The following is an 18,535-nucleotide window of genomic DNA, read 5'->3' as shown; positions in this document are numbered from 1 at the left end:
CTTTTTATTCCATCTTCTGTCGCTAACGCTATTCTTATCAGCAATCTTGGCACTTGTTCTCGCACTCTGGTGCCAACATCGCACCGCTACTACCTGATTCATTATCAATTTTGGAGATAAATAAGATGACAAACATACATGCTACCGGGGCCGACACGCCAGCGTATAAAAATGCATCCCAGAGTTTTTCTCCCGAGCTACTATCTGCTATCCGTGAGCGCTTTTGCCATGTAGACCATTGCCCGTTTACTGGTAAGCGCATTTATTTTGAGAATGCAGGCGGCACTCTGACACTCAAATCAGTGATAGAGCGAGGCTCAGAAATAGCTAGCATCCCTGATAATGAACATCGCAACAACCTCGCTTCTCACGCAATATCACAAGTCGTGAGCAATGGAAAGCAGGCACTTGCAACATTTTTTGGTGCTAATGAGGGGGATAACGTGATCTTCGGAGGAGAAACAGGAACCGAATGCCTTTTCCGACTAATTCGGGCTGCCTTGATGGCTGCGCCGACAGGAGGGAGCGTAATCGCCTGTGAGCTTGAGCACCCAGCAACATTTGACGCGACTGCTCAATGGGCAAGGCGCACCAACCGGGAATGGATGAAGGTTCCCTTTGATACTGCGAGCGGTCGTGTTACTGCAGCTGATTACGAAGCGGTGGTACAGCCAGACACAAGAGTGGCTACCATCATACATACTAGCCCGGTCACGGGCATGGTTCAGGATGTAGCGGGGATTGCTCGGAGCATTAGGAGGATCGCACCAGAATGCTACATCATAGTTGATGGCATCCAGCATGCACCCCATGGTGCGCTTGACGTTGAAGCCTATGGTGTGGACGGGTATGTCATCTCAATGTACAAGGCCTTTTGTCGTTTTAATAATGGGTATGCTTGGGTATCTTCGCGACTGAGTATAGTGGATCACGATCGTCTGGCGGGTAAATCCGATAATGTCTGGGAGTTAGGCAGTCGTGATCCATCTGCACTGGCCGGTGCTGATGAGGTAGTGAAATATCTTGAGTGGCTGGGTAGCTCTTTCACAGACAGCGTTTTGCGGCGTGAACGACTCGTGGCGGCGGGCAGAGCCATGCATAACCATGAAAAAGCGTTAGTTATGCGCTTGATCGAAGGGACGGAGAAGCTTCCCGGACTGGGGTCATTGCCAAGGGTAAAACTGATTGGGCAGGTCGACTCCCCATATCGGGAAGGAACCATCTCTTTTGCAATAGAGGGTATTAACGCCACTCAGGTAGTGGCCTATCTAGGCGAGCATGGCATACGTGTTCATGCCCGAAGCGATGACGCTTTTTCGGGGAACATCCTGCGACCGTTTGGCTTGGCCTCGATAACCCGTATTTCTCTTGCTCACTATAACACTCCTGAAGAAATCGATATTTGTCTTCAAGCACTGGGAACTATTTTCACTGTGCACTGAGGCAAAGGTTCATATTGATCATGCCAGCATCATAGCGACAGTGCCGGTTTGCCAGAGTTATTTTGCGCTCCCGCTATGCCCCGTTGCGGTCTAAGACGGGGAAAGAGCACATTGAATGGTACACATACAAGCGATTCGAAGCGCTTTGCAAGTGCCCTTTATCTCCAGCATCGATTCGGCGATAAGATTTTTTAATCGTGTACTTCAGTTTCGAGTTTTTTAAAGCACTTTGCATCCGTTACGCTCTTTTCGCCTAACTTATTAAGCCATAAATAGTAACTGGCTTTTGAGAAACCGTACCATAGGTGCCGTAATCCCCCCACTTTACGAAGCAGCTATTCGTAGAAATTTAAGCTGTCATCAGTAGCTGCCGAGGAGGGACACCACCAATAGCGGTATCGATGTTAGGGATGATTAGCGACACGTCGGGCAATCGGCCTGCGTCCTTATGCTGAAGGAATTCCTCGTATGTGTTGGTAACGTAGTAGTCAGTCACAGCGACCGCCTTGATCTTCGGCGTCAAGGCTTCGAGCATCGAAAAGTAGGAGCCCTAGGGGTCGGATACACCGAACTGATTGTTGAGGATAGTGCCGGGCGCATGGATATGCGGCTCCCATCTGTGCCACTCAGAACCGCGACTGATCACTTCCATCTCCAAATTCTTATTCTTGTTTGGGTCACCACGTACCACCTCAATAGGAAAGGCCTAACACGGCTGAAATAGCATGCCGCTTTCCCCGGAAGGGCCGCTCAGGGTCGATAGCACCTAAGCACGAGCATTCCTCGTTTCGGCCAAGAGCGGAAATTTAGTAAGTTTTGATATAATGGGTAGTTTGAGTGGTTTGACTACTCCGCGCCTTCTGTAATATTTAGCTAGGCAACAAGCAAATAAACCATGAAATAACTCGTTACCTTTCTCTGTTCACCCTTCGCTAGTTGTCGATGCCTACAGATAGCAGTAATCACAGCGGTGGATCTTGGATCAGAGCGCTAACCAGCTAGTGGTTCTATCCAGAGGTGGCCGTCCAGAACTTAAAAAAGACGCTCAGTGCGGTCACTGTGACTAATATCAATCCCATACCCAGAATTTGCGGCCCTACCAGGGTTTCGCTTAACACTACGACTCCGAACAGCGTCGCGGTGACCGGTTCGACCATTTCCACAACGGTGGCCACGGCCGGGGCAGTATGCTTCAAGCCGAAGTTATAAAGAACAAAATACAAATCTGCGCCGAGCACACCGAGTACTGCGAATGGCGGCCAATCCGGCGTGCCCAGGACAGCAACCGTCTGGCCAACATCACTCGGCCAGATAAGATTAGTGGCAAGTACTGTAAGCGCTATAGAGAGAATAGCCCGCGGGCTACCATGTGGCGCCGCATACTTGAATCCGAAAATGAATATTGCGTAGGACAGTCCGACAAGCAGACCAGCACCTACACCCATCGCCGTAACGCCACTCGCACCGATGTCATAAATCCGTGTAAGCAACTCGACACCAAGAAGTACGACTGCGATCGCGGCCCACTTCAGCGGCGTGGGACTTTCGAGCCTTAGAGCGAAGGATATGAGATATACGAAGACTGGGGCGCTGTACATCAGTGCAGCCCCAACAGCAACACTGCCGTGCGCAATACTTAAGAAATAGAATGAGAAGTTACCCGTTACGCCGATACTGGCGATTTGTCAGGCCTCTACTTTGTGGACGCAGTATTATCCAGACGAGAACGCACAGCAGTCCGCTCGCAACCCGGTAGAAGGAAACCACGAACGCGTCCCAACCGTCGGCTATAAGGATTCCGCCGATCCCGCCAGATAACCCCAGAAAAGCGCCGCCAGCACCACAAAAATTGTACTCGCACCCATCCTGTAACCTCGCTTCTCGTGTTGAACTAACATCGTTGACGGCGGAGAAGGGCGTCATGGGACCCTGCTCCGGGCCGCTGAAAGCAGTGCGTCGGTCACTGCCAGAGTATCAGGTAGGGCCGTCTGTACGCCAGCCAAGCCACTAGGCAGGAAAACCTTCATTTTCAGTTAATCCCCATAAGCCATCCTATCCAGCATCGAATCAGGAGTGCTGGAAATGCGAGCTATGAACAGGCCGATACAAGAGGCCATGTGCTTTAGGCTGGTGCAGTGGGTACTATTACTGGGGTTGCTAAGCGTTACCACAGTAGCCACTGCACAATCTTTTTTTGGCCAGCAGGAGAGCGTTCTTCCTCCAGAGCAAGTCTTCAAGCCAACACTTAGCCATGATGGCGAATCTCTGGAGATTGATTGGCAAATCGAGCCCGACTACTACCTTTACCGCCACCGTTTTTCTGCTGAAGCCGATGGGCGTGAGCTATCGCTGAATATCCCTGACGGGGAAACCATTGAGGACGAGTATTTTGGACGCTCTGAGGTTTATCGTCATTCGTTGAGTATGACCACCCAGCCTGGCAACGCTGAAACGATTACTCTTCGCTGGCAGGGCTGCGCCGATGCGGGCCTTTGCTATCCACCTCAGGAACAGACCTTTGACTTAGCGTCTGCTGGCCAGGACATATCCAAAACGGACGAAACATCGGATGCCACGAACGAATCCTCATTTGAAGAAAGCCCTACTTCCGACCCAGAAAATACGTTGGCAGAAGACCAGCAACTGGCGGCGCAACTGGCCGGAGGTAATTGGTTCTGGACGTTGGCGGCATTCTTCGGCATGGGGCTGTTACTGACGTTCACGCCTTGTGTATTGCCGATGATACCGATCCTTTCGAGCCTGATCGTGGGGCGACGAGAGGTGGGCGAGAGCCACCGAGCGGCAGGCTTCGTGATGTCTACTGCCTTCGTCCTGCCCATGGCGGCCACCTATGCGTTACTCGGCGTGGCCGCTGCCATGGCAGGCGCCAATCTACAAATGCTATTTCAGAACGTCTGGTTTATAGGCCTGTTCTCGCTACTGTTTATCGTTCTCGCCTTGGCCATGTTTGGCTTGTTCGAATTAGAGCTACCGAGAGCGCTTCGCCAGCGGCTTGATGCAGGCATGGCGCGTCAACGCGGCGGGCGTTTAAAAGGGGTTGCCATCATGGGCGCGCTCTCTGCACTGCTAGTGGGTCCCTGCATGACCGCACCGCTAGCGGGAGCGCTACTGTTCATTGCCGATAGTGGCAACCCCTGGTTGGGCGGCGCAGCCCTGTTATCGCTTGGACTCGGAATGGGCCTACCACTCATCCTGATCGGCACCGTGGGTAGCCAGCTTCTACCTAAGCCGGGTGCCTGGATGATTCGCATCAGAGCGCTTTTCGGCTTTGTATTACTGGGGATGGCGATTTGGTTTGTGGCTCGCGTAATACCTGATGCCATCGTTCTCGGCCTTTGGGGCGCTCTAACACTTAGCTTTGCGATAGCCCTCATGTCGCTTGCTCGGAACGAAGGCCTTAGTGGCATCACGTCTCAAGTCTTGACGGCCAGTGCAGCAAGCATAGCCATATGGAGCGCGCTAATGTTAATCGGCGCTGCCGGCGGTGCCTCTGATCCTTGGCGTCCGCTAGCGATTTTTACATCAACTAATGGAGGCTCAAACACAGCAGATTCGATGTCAAACAATGAGCAACCGCTTACCTTTGATGAGGTTGAAGATCTAGCCACGCTTGATGCCCGTATTGACCAAACCGGGGTTAGCGGCCAGATGACGCTCGTCGAATTTACGGCCGACTGGTGCATCTCTTGTAAGGTGATCGAACAGGAAGTTTTCGCTGACCCCACTGTTCAAGCCGAACTGGAGAATGTGCAACGGTTGAGCATCGACGTAACTAACTACGACGCATCTGACAAGGAGATCATGGAGCACTTCGGCATCGTTGGGCCGCCAACGCTAATGTGGTTCGGCTCTGACGGGCACGAGCGGCGCAGTGCGCGCATTATCGGCGAACTAGACGCTGACACATTTCTGAAGCGCTTCGATCAGGCCAAACAAACCGGCAGCAGTACCACTGGAGGTGGTTCATGAGTCCCCTGGATCGCAGCCTCGTTATCGGCCCGTTAGCTCTGAGCGTAGGGCAGCTTTTGCTGATGCTTTCGATAGTTATCGCACTGATCATCGGAGGCTGGCTAGGCCGCCGTCGAAAGGTCAACGTTGGCGATAGCATCTTCAATGCCATGCTCTTGGGTGTGATCGGGGCGCGACTTGTTTTCATCGTCCAATATGGCGAAAGCTACGATACGTTCTGGTCGTGGTTTGACATACGCGATCGCGGCTTCGAGCCGCTAGCGGGCCTTGTCGTCGCCTTGGTTTACCTTGCTTGGCGGCTATGGCGCCAACCTCACGAGCGCGGCCCTCTCGGGACAGCCGTAATATCAGGGGCTCTGACCTGGTCGCTGACGGCGGGGGCACTGACACTCATGGTATCTCAAGGTGCTAGCATTCCTTCGACGGCGTTAACCACGCTTAAGCATGACGAAGTGACTCTTCCCACTATGCTAAGCGAAGCTGATCGCCCCATGGTGGTCAATCTTTGGGCCAGTTGGTGCCCGCCGTGTCGACGCGAAATGCCTGTATTTGAGCAGGCTCAACAAGAGCGAGACGACGTGACGTTCGTGTTCGTCAATCAGGGCGAGAACCTCAGCACCGTTAGTGCCTTTTTACAGCAAGAGTCACTCACCCTCGATAATGTCTACCTCGACCGGAACAATGCGCTCGGCCATGACGTGGGTGCCATGGCCATGCCCACCACGCTTTATTACAACGCCGATGGCACGCTTATCGACACCCACTTTGGAGAGCTGTCTCGCGCCACGCTCGATCGCAGTCTAGCGCGTTTCAACCTCTAACTCACCTCACTTTGGAGACAACACACATGGCCGCTTTCAACGCCTGTATGACACCACTACGCCTCACACTAACGCTTGGGACTAGCATCGCGCTGGCAACAAGTCTGCCTGCAACTGCCGCTGAGTGGCCCGCCCCTATTCAAGAGCTCGAACAGCAAGGTCTCACGATTCATGGAGAATTCGATGCGCCGGACGGGCTGACTGGATATGCAGGTAGTGCTCGTGGCCAGACGATTGCGGCATACCTTACCTCGGGAGGCGAGCATGCGCTAGTTGGTACACTGATTAATGCCGAGGGTCAGGACGTATCAGCTGAGCGGCTAGAGCAGCTCGTCAACGGCCCAAGAAACGCCGAGTTATGGCAAGAAATGGATAGCCAACACTGGGTGCGCGATGGCGATAAAGAGGCACCCCGTATCGTATATACCTTTAGTGACCCCAACTGTCCTTACTGCCGCCAACTGTGGGAAGACGCCCAACCCTGGGTTGAAAGTGGCAACGTTCAGGTTCGTCATTTGATGGTAGGTATTCTCAAAGCAGACAGCCCTGAAAAGGCAGCCGCGATACTCAATGCGGATAATCCTGGCGAAGCGCTGGCTGAGCATTACCGCAACGATGCCATGCCCGAAAATCAAGGGGATGACCAAAGCGAGCAGTGGGTTAGCGAAAACACCCAGCTAATGCGCGATGGCCAACTCTTCGCAACGCCAGCGACCTTTTATCAGGATGACAACGGTGACGTGCACAGTGTGATGGGTGCTCCCTCGCCCGATAAGCTTCGAGCCATTATGGGGAGTGATTCACCTTAATCTAAACGGGTTCAACCCGAAGTCAATTGAAGCGTCACTCGTAGCCCAACACCATTGCCAGATGCGAACGTCACTCGGCCTCCTGCCCGGGTGACAATCGCCTCGACGATCGAAAGACCCAAGCCACTACCTTTAGGATGATCTCCCCGATGAAAGCGCTCCGTCAGTCGGGAGAGGTGTTCGGCAGCAATGGTTTCACCTTGACTAGTGATATCGATGACTGTCATTCCCTTTGATTCCTGTACGGAAATCTCTATCGGCGCACCGGGTGCGCCGTGACGCATCGCATTTTCGAGCAGGTTGCGTAGAACCGTCACGAGAAGCGGCTCAGATAGGGCGACATGTACTTGGTTAACGCCTTGGGGATAATGACAATGATCACGGCTACCGGTTTCTGTCATCGCAGCCACCAGTGCCCCCCCAAGAGGAGTAGGATCAGGACGACGGGCACGTGTGATGTCCTCACTTTCCATTCGCGCCAATAGCAAAAGCTGACCAAGCGTTTTCGTTAGTCGATCTACCCCAGCTTCAGCTTGCTGCATCGCTTCGTACTGCTGGTGACCGTCAACACGCCTCGCGATTTGCAGATGTGTGCGAACGGCAGTTAACGGTGTACGAAGTTCGTGGGCAGCATCGTCGGTAAAGCGCTGCTCCAATTCAAGCATACGTCGCGTTCGTGCCAGTAGCGTATTGAAACTATCGATCAGCGGGCGAATTTCACCAGGCAATCCATGAAGAGGTAGTGCCGAAAGGTCATTGTGTTCGCGCAGAATAAGTCGTTGTTGTAACTTGGCAAGCGGCGCAAGTCCTCGTGTTACCCCCCACCATAGCGCAACAAGACTGCCCACCAGCGCCAGTAGAAATGGGTAAAGCGCGGCCCGGCGAACCTGCAGCAGCAGTGCTTCTCTCTCTTTCAGACGATCAGCCACCGTAATACGCTTGTCGTTATCAACTAACGTGTAAACTCGCCAGCGCTGCCCGTTGTGCTCGCGATAACGATACCCCTCAGCCTCAACGGCAAGCACGTCGTTCATTTCCGGATGCGTACCCGCCACCACTTGACCACGAAGCGATGATACTCGACAAGCGATACCATCCAGCGAAGGAATCGTTGGCGTTTCATCTTCTGTACCGTTCCAAGACGTTGCTGGCACGCGATCCAACAAACCAGCCACCATTCGCGCCGATTGAGCCAGACGCTGATCCAGAGACTCTTCCAACTGCGCCGACAGGTCGCGCATTGACCATATGGCAGTGATACTCCATAGCAGCACGAGAGTAATTCCAAGTGTAGCAACCAGACGTAAGCGCAGATTCATGAGGTCGCATCACTGTTGTATTTGCCAAGTCGATAACCCAAACCTCGCACGGTTTCGATCACGTTGCGTCCCAGCTTGCGACGCAGTTGGTAGATGTGCACATTAAGCGCATTGCTTTCGATCTCATCATCAATACCGTAAAGGCAGTCCTTCAATTGATCGGCGCTCAGAATTCGCCCGCGAGCTCGAATTAATGCTTCCAGCAGCATTAACTCGCGTCGCAACAGGACGACGGGTTCTCCATCCAACGTGACGCTACGTGTGACGGGGTCTAATGCCAGGCTGCCGTGACGAATGGCGTGATCCACTTGCCCTGCCGTACGGCGTAATAACGATTGGAGCCGGGCTGTTAACTCGTCAAGATCAAACGGCTTGACCAAATAGTCGTCTGCGCCTCCCTGAAGGCCCTCGACGCGGCTCGCTACCGCATCTCGAGCCGTTAGCATCAGCACTGGCGTCGCCACGCTCGCATGACGCCAATGCTTCAATAACGTCAAACCATCTCCATCGGGCAATCGACGGTCGAGAATAACAGCATCGTAGTTAATGGTGGCTAGCGCGCCTTTCGCAGTATCCAAGGTGGTGACGGTATCAACCACAAAGCCGCTCAGTGCCAATCCTGCTTCGACGCCAGCCGCTACCGGGGCATCATCCTCGACCAGTAATACCCGCATACTTACTCCTCAAGGTCATAGAAAATGGTTTCTATCAGCAGTATGCCATTAGGGGATGAAGTTAATATGAGGCAGCCCCATTTTGCAGCCGATAGATCGAAACCATCCAAACCAACAACTAAACAGCATTATGTAATGCCAAAAGCCGCCATTATCCACATCCACGCTTCATTTACAGTTAATGTTCATCATGCCTAATGAGCTTTTGGTCGTATAGTGAGTAACGTTTCTTATGAACTCTTGCTTTGTAAAACCTGCAGTCAGTGGTCGACTGCTTCGCTGCGTATTCATGGTGGCATTGTGGCTTGCTTCATTTTCGGCTTTTGGCGAGACCTCACGGCCGCCAGGACATTATCTATTGCCTGAAACCGGCAATATCGTGGGTGAAGCTTATACCGTTCAAGTAGAGAACGAAGAGGATACCTTGCTCGATATTGCTCACGCGCACGGTGTCGGATATGAGGAAATTCGACGGGCCAATCCTGACACCAGTCTTTGGGTTCCCGGTAAAGGGACGCAGGTTCAAATTCCAGCGCAGCACATACTGCCGGATGTGGAGCGTAAAGGTGTGGTCATTAATATCGCAGAGCTGCGGCTTTACTACTATCCCGAGGTGCAAGAGGGAGAAACACCTCGCGTCGAGACTTATCCCATTGGCATCGGCCGAGATGGATTCGATACACCATTGGGGATTACTAAAACCACTATGCGCCTTGAGGATCCCGCTTGGTATCCACCCGAATCTGTTCGCCAGGAAGCGGCTGAACGCGGCGACCCACCGCCCAGTGTCGTTCCGCCAGGGCCTGATAACCCACTCGGTCAGCACGCTATCTTATTGGATATTCCTGGCTATTTAATTCATGGCACGAACCAACCAGATGGTATTGGTATGCGTGCCAGTCGGGGTTGTATCCGTATGCACCCCGATGATATTAAAGCCGTATTTGAGCAAATACCCAACGGCACCCAAGTCAATATTATCGATGAACCGGTCAAGCTTGGCTGGGACGCCGACCACTTGCCGCACTTGCAGGCATTTACTTCGTTTAATGAACAAGAAACGAACATGAACGACTTGCTGGATATCGTTAACTATGCCGACAAATTACCGGAAAAAAGCGCTCAAACATTGATTATGAAGTAATGCAGAACGCGCTTAGAAGGGGGAGTGGATTTATAGAGCCGCTAATTTAGTCCATCTTTTTAGTGAATTTTAGTGGTTGTTATGGGTTTAAACGTGGCAAAGTACTTTCACAAGTGATACTGCCACGTCCGTCGCCAAGTTTACTGTGCCCCATTCCCCATGCAAGTCATCGTTTACGGCGCTCTTCAGGGATAAATGGAACATAAAAAGGGAATAAATCATGGTGGTAAGCAATAGTGGCAACGCTATAGTCGAGCGGTAAACGAGCGCGAAGCTCTTTACAGTCGGTTAGTTAAACCCAGGTTATAAGCCAAGTCATCGTATATTTCCAACTTTGCTAAATGCATTAAGCACGGAGGCTGAATTGCCCCTAGTCTCGTAGACACTCAATGGCCGCTCAGGGTCATAAATTGCCGAAATGAATACATCAACATAAGTTAAATCTCTTCTATCGGCCGAGGCTGTGTGAAAACCTAAAAATCAGTTGGCGGTGACAGTGTTCAGTCGTATTGGCACGACTATCGGCTAGCAAGACAGATCAGAACGCTTTCATTTCATATGCCAAATCCGACGTTAATCGAGATAAAGCCTAAGAAGCCCTTACAAAAGCGCGTTATTGGCTACCGCAAGCTTGGCAGAGCTAGGTCCGGACTAAGGCCTTATGCCCGCAATGCCTGGATCAGACCCTTGGGGCCAAGGATATTCATGACGCGTTTCATGTTGTAGGCAAGCACATGAAGACTCATTTCCGTTCCGACGTTCTTAAGCCCTTTGGTTAAAAAGTGTGTCGCACCCATCCACGCTTTCAACGTGCCAAAGGGATGTTCAACCGTTTGACGACGGGTGCGCATTATATCCGGCGTCTGATCCAGACGTGATGTTACCGCCTCCAATACTTCTTCGTGTTCCCAGCGTTTAATGCGCCGATAAATACCTGTGGTGCATTGCGACTTCATTGAGCAATTCGGACAGGCCGAACTCCAATAGCAATGTAGCGTCTGGCCTTTTTCGACGTTCTTGAAGCGCCAAATAAGCCGCTCTCTCGCGGGACAGCGATATTCATTACGTTCAGGCACATATCGGAACGCTTCCCTGGGAAACATACCTTTGGCCTGGTTTGGCGAAGTTTTGGGCTTAGGGAGATACGTCGTAATACCGGCCTCATGACACGCAAGAATTTCATTACCTGTAAAATAACCGCGATCAGCGACGACGTGGAGATCACTGACGCCGCTAGCATCGCGTGCTTGCTTGGCCATCCGATAAAGCTGACGCCGGTCACTGCCGACATTAGTGACTTCATGGGCGACAATCAGATGATGCTGGCTATCGACAGCCGTCTGAACGTTGTAGCCCACGATTCCCGTTCCTCGCGTCGTCATGGAGCGAGCATCTGGGTCCGTCAACGAGATTTGCTGATCAGGGGCCTCGGTCCTTTGAATTTCAATGGATTGCAGTTGCTGAACTTCTTCTGTGAGGGAGGCGATCTTTTCCTTCAACCCTGTCGTCTGCGCTTCTGTGACAACGGTGGAGCCTTGGTCCATTGCGTCGAGTTGGCGTAAATAGCGCTCGATACTCTTATCGATTTCTTCTGCGCGGCGTTTCATTTTGGCCAAGGTAAAGTTGCGGTCTCGATTGTTGACTGCCTTAAATTTGCTACCATCGATTGCCATGACCGACTGTGAAAAAAGCCCTAGACGCCGACATATAACGACAAAGTCTCGACAGGTGGCTTGGATCGCTTTGCCATTGTGCTTGCGGAAATCGGCAATCGTTTTGAAGTCCGGTGCGAGGCGCTCCGTTAGCCACATGAGTTCAACATTCCGCTGCGCCTCACGTTCAAGTCGGCGGCTGGATTGCACGCGGTTGAGGTAACCGTAAAGATAGATTTTTAGAAGTACAGCGGGGTGATAGGCGGGCCGACCCGTTGCCTGGGGATCAATACCTTTGAAACCCAGCTGTTTGAGGTCGAGAGCGTCTACAAAAACTTCAATGGCCCGAACCGGGTTGTCTTCAGTAACGAAATCATCCAGAAGCTCAGGAAACAACGTAGCTTGGGACCGGGATTCACCTGCAACGAAACGTTTCATCGGTACCTCCCACGATCTGTCATGGGTAGAGTATAGTCGGTACTACGTTTTCACACAGCCTCGACCAAGAGCGGACATTCAGCGTGGACTGATATATCGCATTTCCCTCGACCAATGGAAGACGCGGATTTGGTGGCCCGAAAAAGAAACTCATCGTAGCCGATGTCGCCAGCTGCCAAACGTTTGCACAATGCCCAGATAATGCTTCCCGATCCGATACTTTCATTACCGCGCCATCCATTGAACATGGGGCCGCCCGAAAGCATGATGGCGGGAATATTGACGGTTGGCGCCGCCATCAGGCAGAACAGGGTGGTCTTTTCGCAGCCGGTATCCAGCACCACGCCGTCCAGGGGGTAATCGTGCAGGAATTCGGACGAATCCCAGGTAAGCCAAGTTGCGTTCCAGCGCCGCTGTCGAACGCCGCACTTTCTCGCGAAAGGGGTGCATAGGAAACTCGAGGAGTTCCCTCCTGCTTCACGAATACCATCCTTGGACTGCCCTATGTTCTCCGGACACTTCTAGCCTATTATTGCGATCATGGAGCATAGCGCTTCTCCTAACCAAGTCGAATTGTTAAGACAAAAGTTGTTGAGGCAGGTTCGTGCCGACAGCCACTGGCTTCAAAACGATCGTTCGGCCCCACGATGAAAAAGGCGGGCTCAGCGCAGTAGAAAAAAATGCGGCCGATTAGTTCTATCTCCTGGGGCTTATCCCGGTGCGTAGTTCCAATCTGTCGGCCACCGACCCCGCGCAACCTGACAGGAGGGAAACACTGTAGTCCCGTGTGCGGTGACCTGTTAGGTGTTAACTTTCAATTACTACTAGCTATTAATATATTCCGAGTAAGCATCAGCCAGTTTGGCTAGGTTCGTCTGAATATAAGAGAGATGAATTTGCATGGCATCTAGCGCCTGTGCCGGTTCGCGAGCCTCAATAGCACTTATCAAGGCAGCATGCTCACTGATAATGGATGGAATACGCTGCTCTTCAAGAAATAGCATCCGTACCCGGTTGATATGTAGACGTACAGGATAAATAACGTCCCATACTTCACTATAACCGGCTGCTTCCGCTATTTTTGCGTGTAATTCTTCGTCAAGGCGCTCGATATCAAGGTAGGTCTTTCTACGACAGGCAGCTTCCTGCTCATCAAGATTTAGCTTCAGATCAATGATCTGCTGTTCAGTACATTGCCTAGCTGCATCCTGGACTAGGGCACACTCAAGTGTGGAACGCGCATAATGCGCCGCCATCACAGTATCCTTCTTAATTGGCGTGACGTAAGTACCCCGCTGTGCAAGGATATCCACGAAGCCATCATACTGGAGCCGGATCATCGCTTCCCGTATCGGCGTCCGGCTAAGACTGAATTCATCAGCAAGCTCTTTTTCCGAAATCTTTTCTCCCGGCTTCAGGGACAGGTTAATTATCCTGTCACGTATAGTGGCGTATGCGAAGCTGCTCGTAGAGACTGCTTGATTGCTCTTCATTATATTCATACTCAATATTCCAGCAGGGCCATAAATTCACCTATATCAGCTTCGCTTAAGTGACTATAGCAAGCCACTCAAGTACGAAACGAAGGCTATCATCAATATCTCACTAGTTAGTTAACCGGCGTTATTAATGGCAACCCATTGAAATGGCAGCGCAAATTTTCAACCACCAAATCACGCATGGAAAAACGGGTCTCCCAAGTTCCACTTCCGGCGTGTGGCTGCAGAACGACGTTTTGCATGTGTTTTAGCGGTTCAGGCACATGTGGTTCGTTGCGAAAGACATCAAGACCTGCCGCCCCCAAGGCTCGGCTCTCGAGAAGCTCGATAAGACTATCTTCATCAATCACACTGCCTCGTGAGACATTGATCAGACAGCCAGTGTTGCCTAGAGCAAGCATGACCTCACGGTTTATGATCTTGTCAGTGTTAGCACCGCCCGGCAACGTCACGATTAGAATGTCACTCTCCTCAGCAAGTCGAACCAAGTCACTATAAAAGCGATATGGCAACTCAGGTTTTTCAGTGCTTGCATAATATTGCAAAATACACTGAAACGCCTGAAGCCTGCGAGCGATAGCCTTGCCAATGCGCCCCAGGCCGACCAGGCCAACACGCTTGCCATTGACCTGAGCTGAGAGCGCCATAGGGCCTTGCCTTTCCCAGGAGCCGTCACAAACGTATCTGTGCGCAGCAACGATATTACGCCTTACCGCAAGCGTTAGCCCCACTGCTAGATCGGCGACATCTTCAGTCAGTACATCCGGCGTGTTAGTTACGGCAATATCACGCCGGGAGGCCTCTCCGACATCGACACCGTCATACCCCACCCCAAAGCAGCTTATGACTTCCAGCGCAGGCAGCCGCGACATAAGTTCGGCGCTTACTTGCTGTTCTCCTGTATTCACCACGGCACGGAAATTGCCTTCACAAGCTTCAAGACACGCCTCAAGAGAGCCATGCAGCCAGTAGGCGATAGGATTCGCGAATTCGCTTATTGCCTCAAGAATATCGGGGGACTTGGGGCCAAAAACAAGAACATTCGGAATGTTTTGAGTATCCATAACTAGTTCCATTCTGATGGAAAGTGGGCAAACATCAACGAGACGATGACACCATTAGAGATGCAGAATCGAGTTCCGAGAGGTCGTTACAGCCTAGGAGGCCGAGTATTCGATCCATCTCCTCACGGATGATGTTCAAGGCATGCTCAGCGCCCTCCTGGCCACCTGCCCCTAAGCCATAGAGTGTGGTTCTGCCGAGTAACACAGCGTCGGCTCCCAATAGCCGGGCCTTCAGGACATCGCTGCCACGTCGGAAGCCACTGTCGACGAGTATGGCGAGCTGATTCCCGACTTTTGCTCTGATATCGGCAATTAGCTCCATCGGGGAAACGGAGTAATCCAACTGACGCCCGCCATGGTTCGAGAGTACGATCCCGTCGACACCGACTTCTACTGCGGTGGCTGCTTCTTCGACAGACAGAATACCTTTTATGACAAGCCGGCCCTTCCACTCGTCCCGGAGCCAACGGATGTCATCCCAGTTAAGCGAAGGATCGAGCTGTTGGCCTAACACAGCGGCTGCGCCCTTTACCGACGTCTCGCCAGGAGGCAGCAGGTCGCCAAGATTCTTGAATTGAGGTATGCCATCGGGAATTAGTACATCATTGAGCCAGCGCGGCTTGGTTAACACGTGCAACTTGTTTCTCATAGTTAGCACTAAAGGTCGTGAATAGTTTCTTCTGTCCCACTCACGGTTACCAAATATAGCACTGTCGGTAGTAACAACGATCGTATCGTAATTGGCCTCCTTGCAGCGCTCGACTAACTTCTTAACGTAATCACGGTTGCGATAGAAATAAATCTGCATCCAATGCCATAGGCCATCTATCTTAGAGATGTCTTCCAAGGAGGTGGTCGAGGCATTGCTGAGGGTAAAAGGAATACCGTAGTGTGTCGCTGCCCTAGCTAACTTCGTATCACCATCCTTAGTCACCATGCCATTGAAGCCGGTAGGCCCGATCAGCACTGGCATAGAAATTTTTTTACCAAAAATTGACGTCTCCAGGCTGCGCTGCTTGCTAACCTTCGTTAGCGTTCTGGGAGTAAAGTAATACTTGTCGAAGATCGCACGATTACGCTCAAGAGTCACTTCATCGTCTGAGCCGCCATGAATATACTCATAGACAAAATTAGGTAGACGACGCTTGGCAATCGCACGTAGCTCCTCGACATTGACAGCCTTGCGGTAATTCAATCCTGAGTAAGCACACCTATCCATTTTATACCTGCTATATATTGGTTAATTCTGATCAGTTGATTAGTGCTTACCTACTTAGACAACCATTCCATGGGAACAGTAACTATCTGCGGGAAAAGTATGAAACTGATCAATACCGCAAAATACATTGCCAACATCGGCCATATACCTTTCGTTATATCTAACAAACTTATTTTACTTATACTGCAGCCCACATAGAGCACAGTTCCTACTGGCGGAGTAATTAATCCGATAGACAGGTTGATAACCATGAGGACACCGAAATAGACCGGATCGATGCCCAAACTTTCAACTACAGGAATCAGCACCGGCGCAAAAATTAGAACTGCGGGAGTCATATCCATTACGCAACCGACAAGTAGCAGGAAGGCCATGATAATCAGCAACATGACGGTCGGGTTTTCGGTCATACCTCCAAGTACTGTTGCCAGTTCCGCAGGTACACGGGCCACCGTAATTGCATACGCAGTAACAATTGCAGCAGAGGCGATCAACATCACAATTGCAGTTGTTTTCGCCGTCCCGACCAGTACATCATAGAGTTGACTGACCTTGATCTCTCGGTAGACGAAGCTTATAAGCAGCGCATATACGGCGGCGATCACGCCAGCCTCGGTCGGCGTGAATACGCCGCCGCGCAACCCTATGATAATAATGCCCGGTAGCAATAGCGCCCAGAAAGCACGCAAGAAATAGTGCAGGCGCTCGCGTCCGGTTGCCTTCTCAACACGGCCGGCTGTTGTCTTTCTTGATAACAGATACCAAACCAGCATCATGCCCAGGGCCATAATGAGCCCAGGGACGATGCCCGCCATGAATAGTTGAGTAATAGATACACCACCCACTACGCCGTACAGAATCATGGGGATACTGGGGGGAATGACTGTACCAATGATGCCTACCGACGCCACTAAGCCCGTAGTACTATTTTTATTGTAACCTTGAGCAACCATCATAGGGATCAGAATAGCGCCCAGTGCAGCGGTATCGGCAACGGCCGAGCCGGACAGACCAGCAAACACAACACCGGCAATGATTGCTACATAACCTAGGCCACCACGGAAATGCCCCACTAAGGAGGAGGCAAAATCGACAATTCGCTTCGAGACACCTCCCGCGTTCATGATTTCCCCGGTAAGGATAAAGAACGGTATCGCCATAAGGGAAAAGCTGTTGGCACCGGTAATAAGATACTCTGCCAATGTGCTCGTGTTGAAAATACCTACGAGAAACAACATGACCGATGCAGCAATCATCATAGCGAAGGCAACAGGCATCCCGATCAGCAGCAACGAGAACAGTACCAGCAAAAACTGCCAGATCATGACTCTTCCTCCATAGCTTTTTCCGTCTCTTTATGGTCGCTGGGCAAATTTGCCCATGGCGGCGCACTCTTGTTGAATAAAACAAAACGTACCGTATGGATCACAAAGATGATCGACATGAGTACGACAGAAACTGCGCCAGCGTAGTAATAGGTATTCACTGGAATATCAGATGTCGGGCTACCTATCCCTGCGTTCAATTCGATGAGCCCGAGCAAGCCATCAAGCGCCAGAGCTAGCACACCCACAATTAATACTGTCGAGACTGTATATAAAATCTTTTGCACAGACAGGTTAAGCTTGCTGACGAGGATGTCTACGCCAAGGTGGCTCTGTTCCTTAACGGCGATCACCGAGCCCAAAAAGATGATCCACACAAATAAATATCGAGCAACCTCGCCCGACCAGGCCAGCCCGCTATTGAACATGTAGCGCAGAACTACATTCAAAAAAACGAAAATTACCATCAGGGCTAGCGATACGAAAATCGTTCCCTTGAGTAGATGCTCTAAAGCATTCAATAACTTAAAATTCATAACGACTTCTCGGGAATGGGGGGACTACTATTACGGAGCCATGCTTCTGGCATGGCTCCGCACACCGTTACTGCTCCGAGTAGTTTCTTACCTTGTTTACTAGGTCTTTAGCCCAGTCATACTCTTCATAAAAATCTTCGTAGAGAGGATCCATGGCATCGACCATGTTCTGGCGGAAATCATCGCTCGGCATATGAATAGTCAGGCCTTCCTCTTTAAGCTTGGCCTTGATGTCTTCTTCAGACTCCTGCATGAGCTGCCATTCCATTTCCATCGCTTCTTCGGCAGCTAGCTTGATGACATCCTGGTCCTCTTCGCTCAAGTTATCGAAGAACTTCTTATTCATGAGGTAAATATTGGGGCTGAACATGTGCCGGCTTTCTAGAACGTTGCTTTGAACTTCATACCAACCGGAATTGTAAAGCGTGGCATAAGGATTGTCCTGACCATCAACGACCCCCTGCTCCAGCGCCGTAAAGATTTCCGAGAAACCCAGCGTTTGCACGTTGGCGCCCAGTGCCTGGCCAACATCTACATACATTGCAAGGTTAGGCATCCTCATACGAAGCCCTTCGAAGTCCTCCATGCTAGTGATCGGACGAT

General features: G+C 51.4%; 15 protein-coding genes and 1 pseudogene. 5 read left to right on the top strand and 11 right to left on the bottom strand.

Going from position 1 to position 18,535, the window contains the following annotated elements; translation table 11 throughout:
* Positions 1 to 125: 125 nt before the first annotated feature.
* On the top strand, positions 126 to 1,442 hold the full coding sequence (locus ACT3R4_RS17035; protein WP_441679956.1) for an aminotransferase class V-fold PLP-dependent enzyme: 1,317 nt from the start codon (positions 126 to 128) through the stop codon (positions 1,440 to 1,442).
* 1,007 nt (positions 1,443 to 2,449) lie between these two features.
* Here ACT3R4_RS17035 and ACT3R4_RS17030 read toward each other — a convergent pair.
* Complete coding sequence (locus ACT3R4_RS17030; RefSeq protein ID WP_496201244.1) at positions 2,450 to 3,076, bottom strand: DMT family transporter; 627 nt, start codon at positions 3,074 to 3,076, stop codon at positions 2,450 to 2,452.
* A gap of 448 nt (positions 3,077 to 3,524) precedes the next feature.
* Between ACT3R4_RS17030 and dsbD the strand changes: the two genes are divergently transcribed.
* The 3 genes from dsbD to dsbG are packed head-to-tail and all read left to right on the top strand — an operon-like array spanning position 3,525 to position 7,062.
* Complete coding sequence (gene dsbD / locus ACT3R4_RS17025) at positions 3,525 to 5,432, top strand: protein-disulfide reductase DsbD (protein WP_441679957.1); 1,908 nt, start codon at positions 3,525 to 3,527, stop codon at positions 5,430 to 5,432.
* Complete coding sequence (locus tag ACT3R4_RS17020; RefSeq protein WP_441679958.1) at positions 5,429 to 6,253, top strand: prolipoprotein diacylglyceryl transferase family protein; 825 nt, start codon at positions 5,429 to 5,431, stop codon at positions 6,251 to 6,253. The genes dsbD and ACT3R4_RS17020 overlap by 4 nt, the downstream gene beginning before the upstream one ends.
* Before the next feature lie 26 nt (positions 6,254 to 6,279).
* Positions 6,280 to 7,062 carry a thiol:disulfide interchange protein DsbG gene (gene dsbG / locus ACT3R4_RS17015; RefSeq protein WP_441679959.1) on the top strand — a complete coding sequence of 261 codons (783 nt, stop codon included), beginning with the start codon at positions 6,280 to 6,282 and terminating at the stop codon, positions 7,060 to 7,062.
* Between the two features lie 11 nt (positions 7,063 to 7,073).
* Here dsbG and ACT3R4_RS17010 read toward each other — a convergent pair whose 3' ends face one another.
* Together ACT3R4_RS17010 and ACT3R4_RS17005 are read right to left on the bottom strand one after the other, a co-directional pair.
* Positions 7,074 to 8,381, bottom strand: coding sequence for an ATP-binding protein (locus ACT3R4_RS17010; RefSeq protein WP_172117336.1), 1,308 nt, complete (start codon positions 8,379 to 8,381; stop codon positions 7,074 to 7,076).
* Positions 8,378 to 9,055 carry a response regulator gene (locus ACT3R4_RS17005; RefSeq protein ID WP_087108432.1) on the bottom strand — a complete coding sequence of 226 codons (678 nt, stop codon included), beginning with the start codon at positions 9,053 to 9,055 and terminating at the stop codon, positions 8,378 to 8,380. The genes ACT3R4_RS17010 and ACT3R4_RS17005 overlap by 4 nt, the downstream gene beginning before the upstream one ends.
* Before the next feature lie 232 nt (positions 9,056 to 9,287).
* On the opposite strand from ACT3R4_RS17005, the gene ACT3R4_RS17000 reads away from it, so the two are divergent.
* The gene (locus ACT3R4_RS17000) at positions 9,288 to 10,199 is read left to right on the top strand and encodes a L,D-transpeptidase family protein (protein ID WP_441679960.1); all 912 of its coding nucleotides are present in this window, start codon (positions 9,288 to 9,290) and stop codon (positions 10,197 to 10,199) included.
* 659 nt (positions 10,200 to 10,858) lie between these two features.
* Here ACT3R4_RS17000 and ACT3R4_RS16995 read toward each other — a convergent pair.
* The 8 genes and pseudogenes from ACT3R4_RS16995 to ACT3R4_RS16960 all read right to left on the bottom strand — a co-directional run.
* On the bottom strand, positions 10,859 to 12,289 hold the full coding sequence (locus tag ACT3R4_RS16995; RefSeq protein WP_496201243.1) for an IS1182 family transposase: 1,431 nt from the start codon (positions 12,287 to 12,289) through the stop codon (positions 10,859 to 10,861).
* A 50-nt stretch (positions 12,290 to 12,339) separates the two neighbouring features.
* Positions 12,340 to 12,783 (bottom strand): annotated as a pseudogene (locus ACT3R4_RS16990) (dihydroxy-acid dehydratase domain-containing protein); the annotation flags it as partial.
* Positions 12,784 to 13,113: 330 nt separating this feature from the next.
* Entirely contained in the window at positions 13,114 to 13,791 is a 678-nt protein-coding gene (locus ACT3R4_RS16985) for a GntR family transcriptional regulator (protein WP_190374364.1), read from the bottom strand.
* A gap of 107 nt (positions 13,792 to 13,898) precedes the next feature.
* A complete protein-coding gene (locus ACT3R4_RS16980; protein WP_441679964.1) occupies positions 13,899 to 14,852 on the bottom strand; it encodes a 2-hydroxyacid dehydrogenase in 954 nt (317 codons plus the stop codon).
* 34 nt (positions 14,853 to 14,886) lie between these two features.
* On the bottom strand, positions 14,887 to 16,047 hold the full coding sequence (locus ACT3R4_RS16975; protein WP_223828067.1) for an alpha-hydroxy acid oxidase: 1,161 nt from the start codon (positions 16,045 to 16,047) through the stop codon (positions 14,887 to 14,889).
* 74 nt (positions 16,048 to 16,121) lie between these two features.
* Positions 16,122 to 17,396, bottom strand: coding sequence for a TRAP transporter large permease (locus tag ACT3R4_RS16970; RefSeq protein ID WP_441679966.1), 1,275 nt, complete (start codon positions 17,394 to 17,396; stop codon positions 16,122 to 16,124).
* Complete coding sequence (locus ACT3R4_RS16965; protein WP_193063331.1) at positions 17,393 to 17,932, bottom strand: TRAP transporter small permease; 540 nt, start codon at positions 17,930 to 17,932, stop codon at positions 17,393 to 17,395. The genes ACT3R4_RS16970 and ACT3R4_RS16965 overlap by 4 nt, the downstream gene beginning before the upstream one ends.
* 67 nt (positions 17,933 to 17,999) lie before the next feature.
* The coding region (locus ACT3R4_RS16960) for a TRAP transporter substrate-binding protein (protein WP_496201242.1) at positions 18,000 to 18,535 on the bottom strand (536 nt) is incomplete at its 5' end.

The organism is Halomonas sp. AOP7-E1-9 (assembly GCF_052376035.1).
GTDB lineage: Bacteria > Pseudomonadota > Gammaproteobacteria > Pseudomonadales > Halomonadaceae > Vreelandella > Vreelandella citrativorans.
This window is presented reverse-complemented; position numbering and strand designations above follow the sequence as displayed.

Coding starts and splice junctions, on each gene's coding strand:
- ACT3R4_RS17035 (WP_441679956.1), top strand. CDS start 126: ATGACAAACATACATGCTACCGGGGCCGACACGCCAGCGTATAAAAAT.
- dsbD (WP_441679957.1), top strand. CDS start 3,525: ATGCGAGCTATGAACAGGCCGATACAAGAGGCCATGTGCTTTAGGCTG.
- ACT3R4_RS17020 (WP_441679958.1), top strand. CDS start 5,429: ATGAGTCCCCTGGATCGCAGCCTCGTTATCGGCCCGTTAGCTCTGAGC.
- dsbG (WP_441679959.1), top strand. CDS start 6,280: ATGGCCGCTTTCAACGCCTGTATGACACCACTACGCCTCACACTAACG.
- ACT3R4_RS17010 (WP_172117336.1), bottom strand. CDS start 8,381: ATGAATCTGCGCTTACGTCTGGTTGCTACACTTGGAATTACTCTCGTG.
- ACT3R4_RS17005 (WP_087108432.1), bottom strand. CDS start 9,055: ATGCGGGTATTACTGGTCGAGGATGATGCCCCGGTAGCGGCTGGCGTC.
- ACT3R4_RS17000 (WP_441679960.1), top strand. CDS start 9,288: ATGAACTCTTGCTTTGTAAAACCTGCAGTCAGTGGTCGACTGCTTCGC.
- ACT3R4_RS16995 (WP_496201243.1), bottom strand. CDS start 12,289: ATGAAACGTTTCGTTGCAGGTGAATCCCGGTCCCAAGCTACGTTGTTT.
- ACT3R4_RS16985 (WP_190374364.1), bottom strand. CDS start 13,791: ATGAATATAATGAAGAGCAATCAAGCAGTCTCTACGAGCAGCTTCGCA.
- ACT3R4_RS16980 (WP_441679964.1), bottom strand. CDS start 14,852: ATGGATACTCAAAACATTCCGAATGTTCTTGTTTTTGGCCCCAAGTCC.
- ACT3R4_RS16970 (WP_441679966.1), bottom strand. CDS start 17,396: ATGATCTGGCAGTTTTTGCTGGTACTGTTCTCGTTGCTGCTGATCGGG.
- ACT3R4_RS16965 (WP_193063331.1), bottom strand. CDS start 17,932: ATGAATTTTAAGTTATTGAATGCTTTAGAGCATCTACTCAAGGGAACG.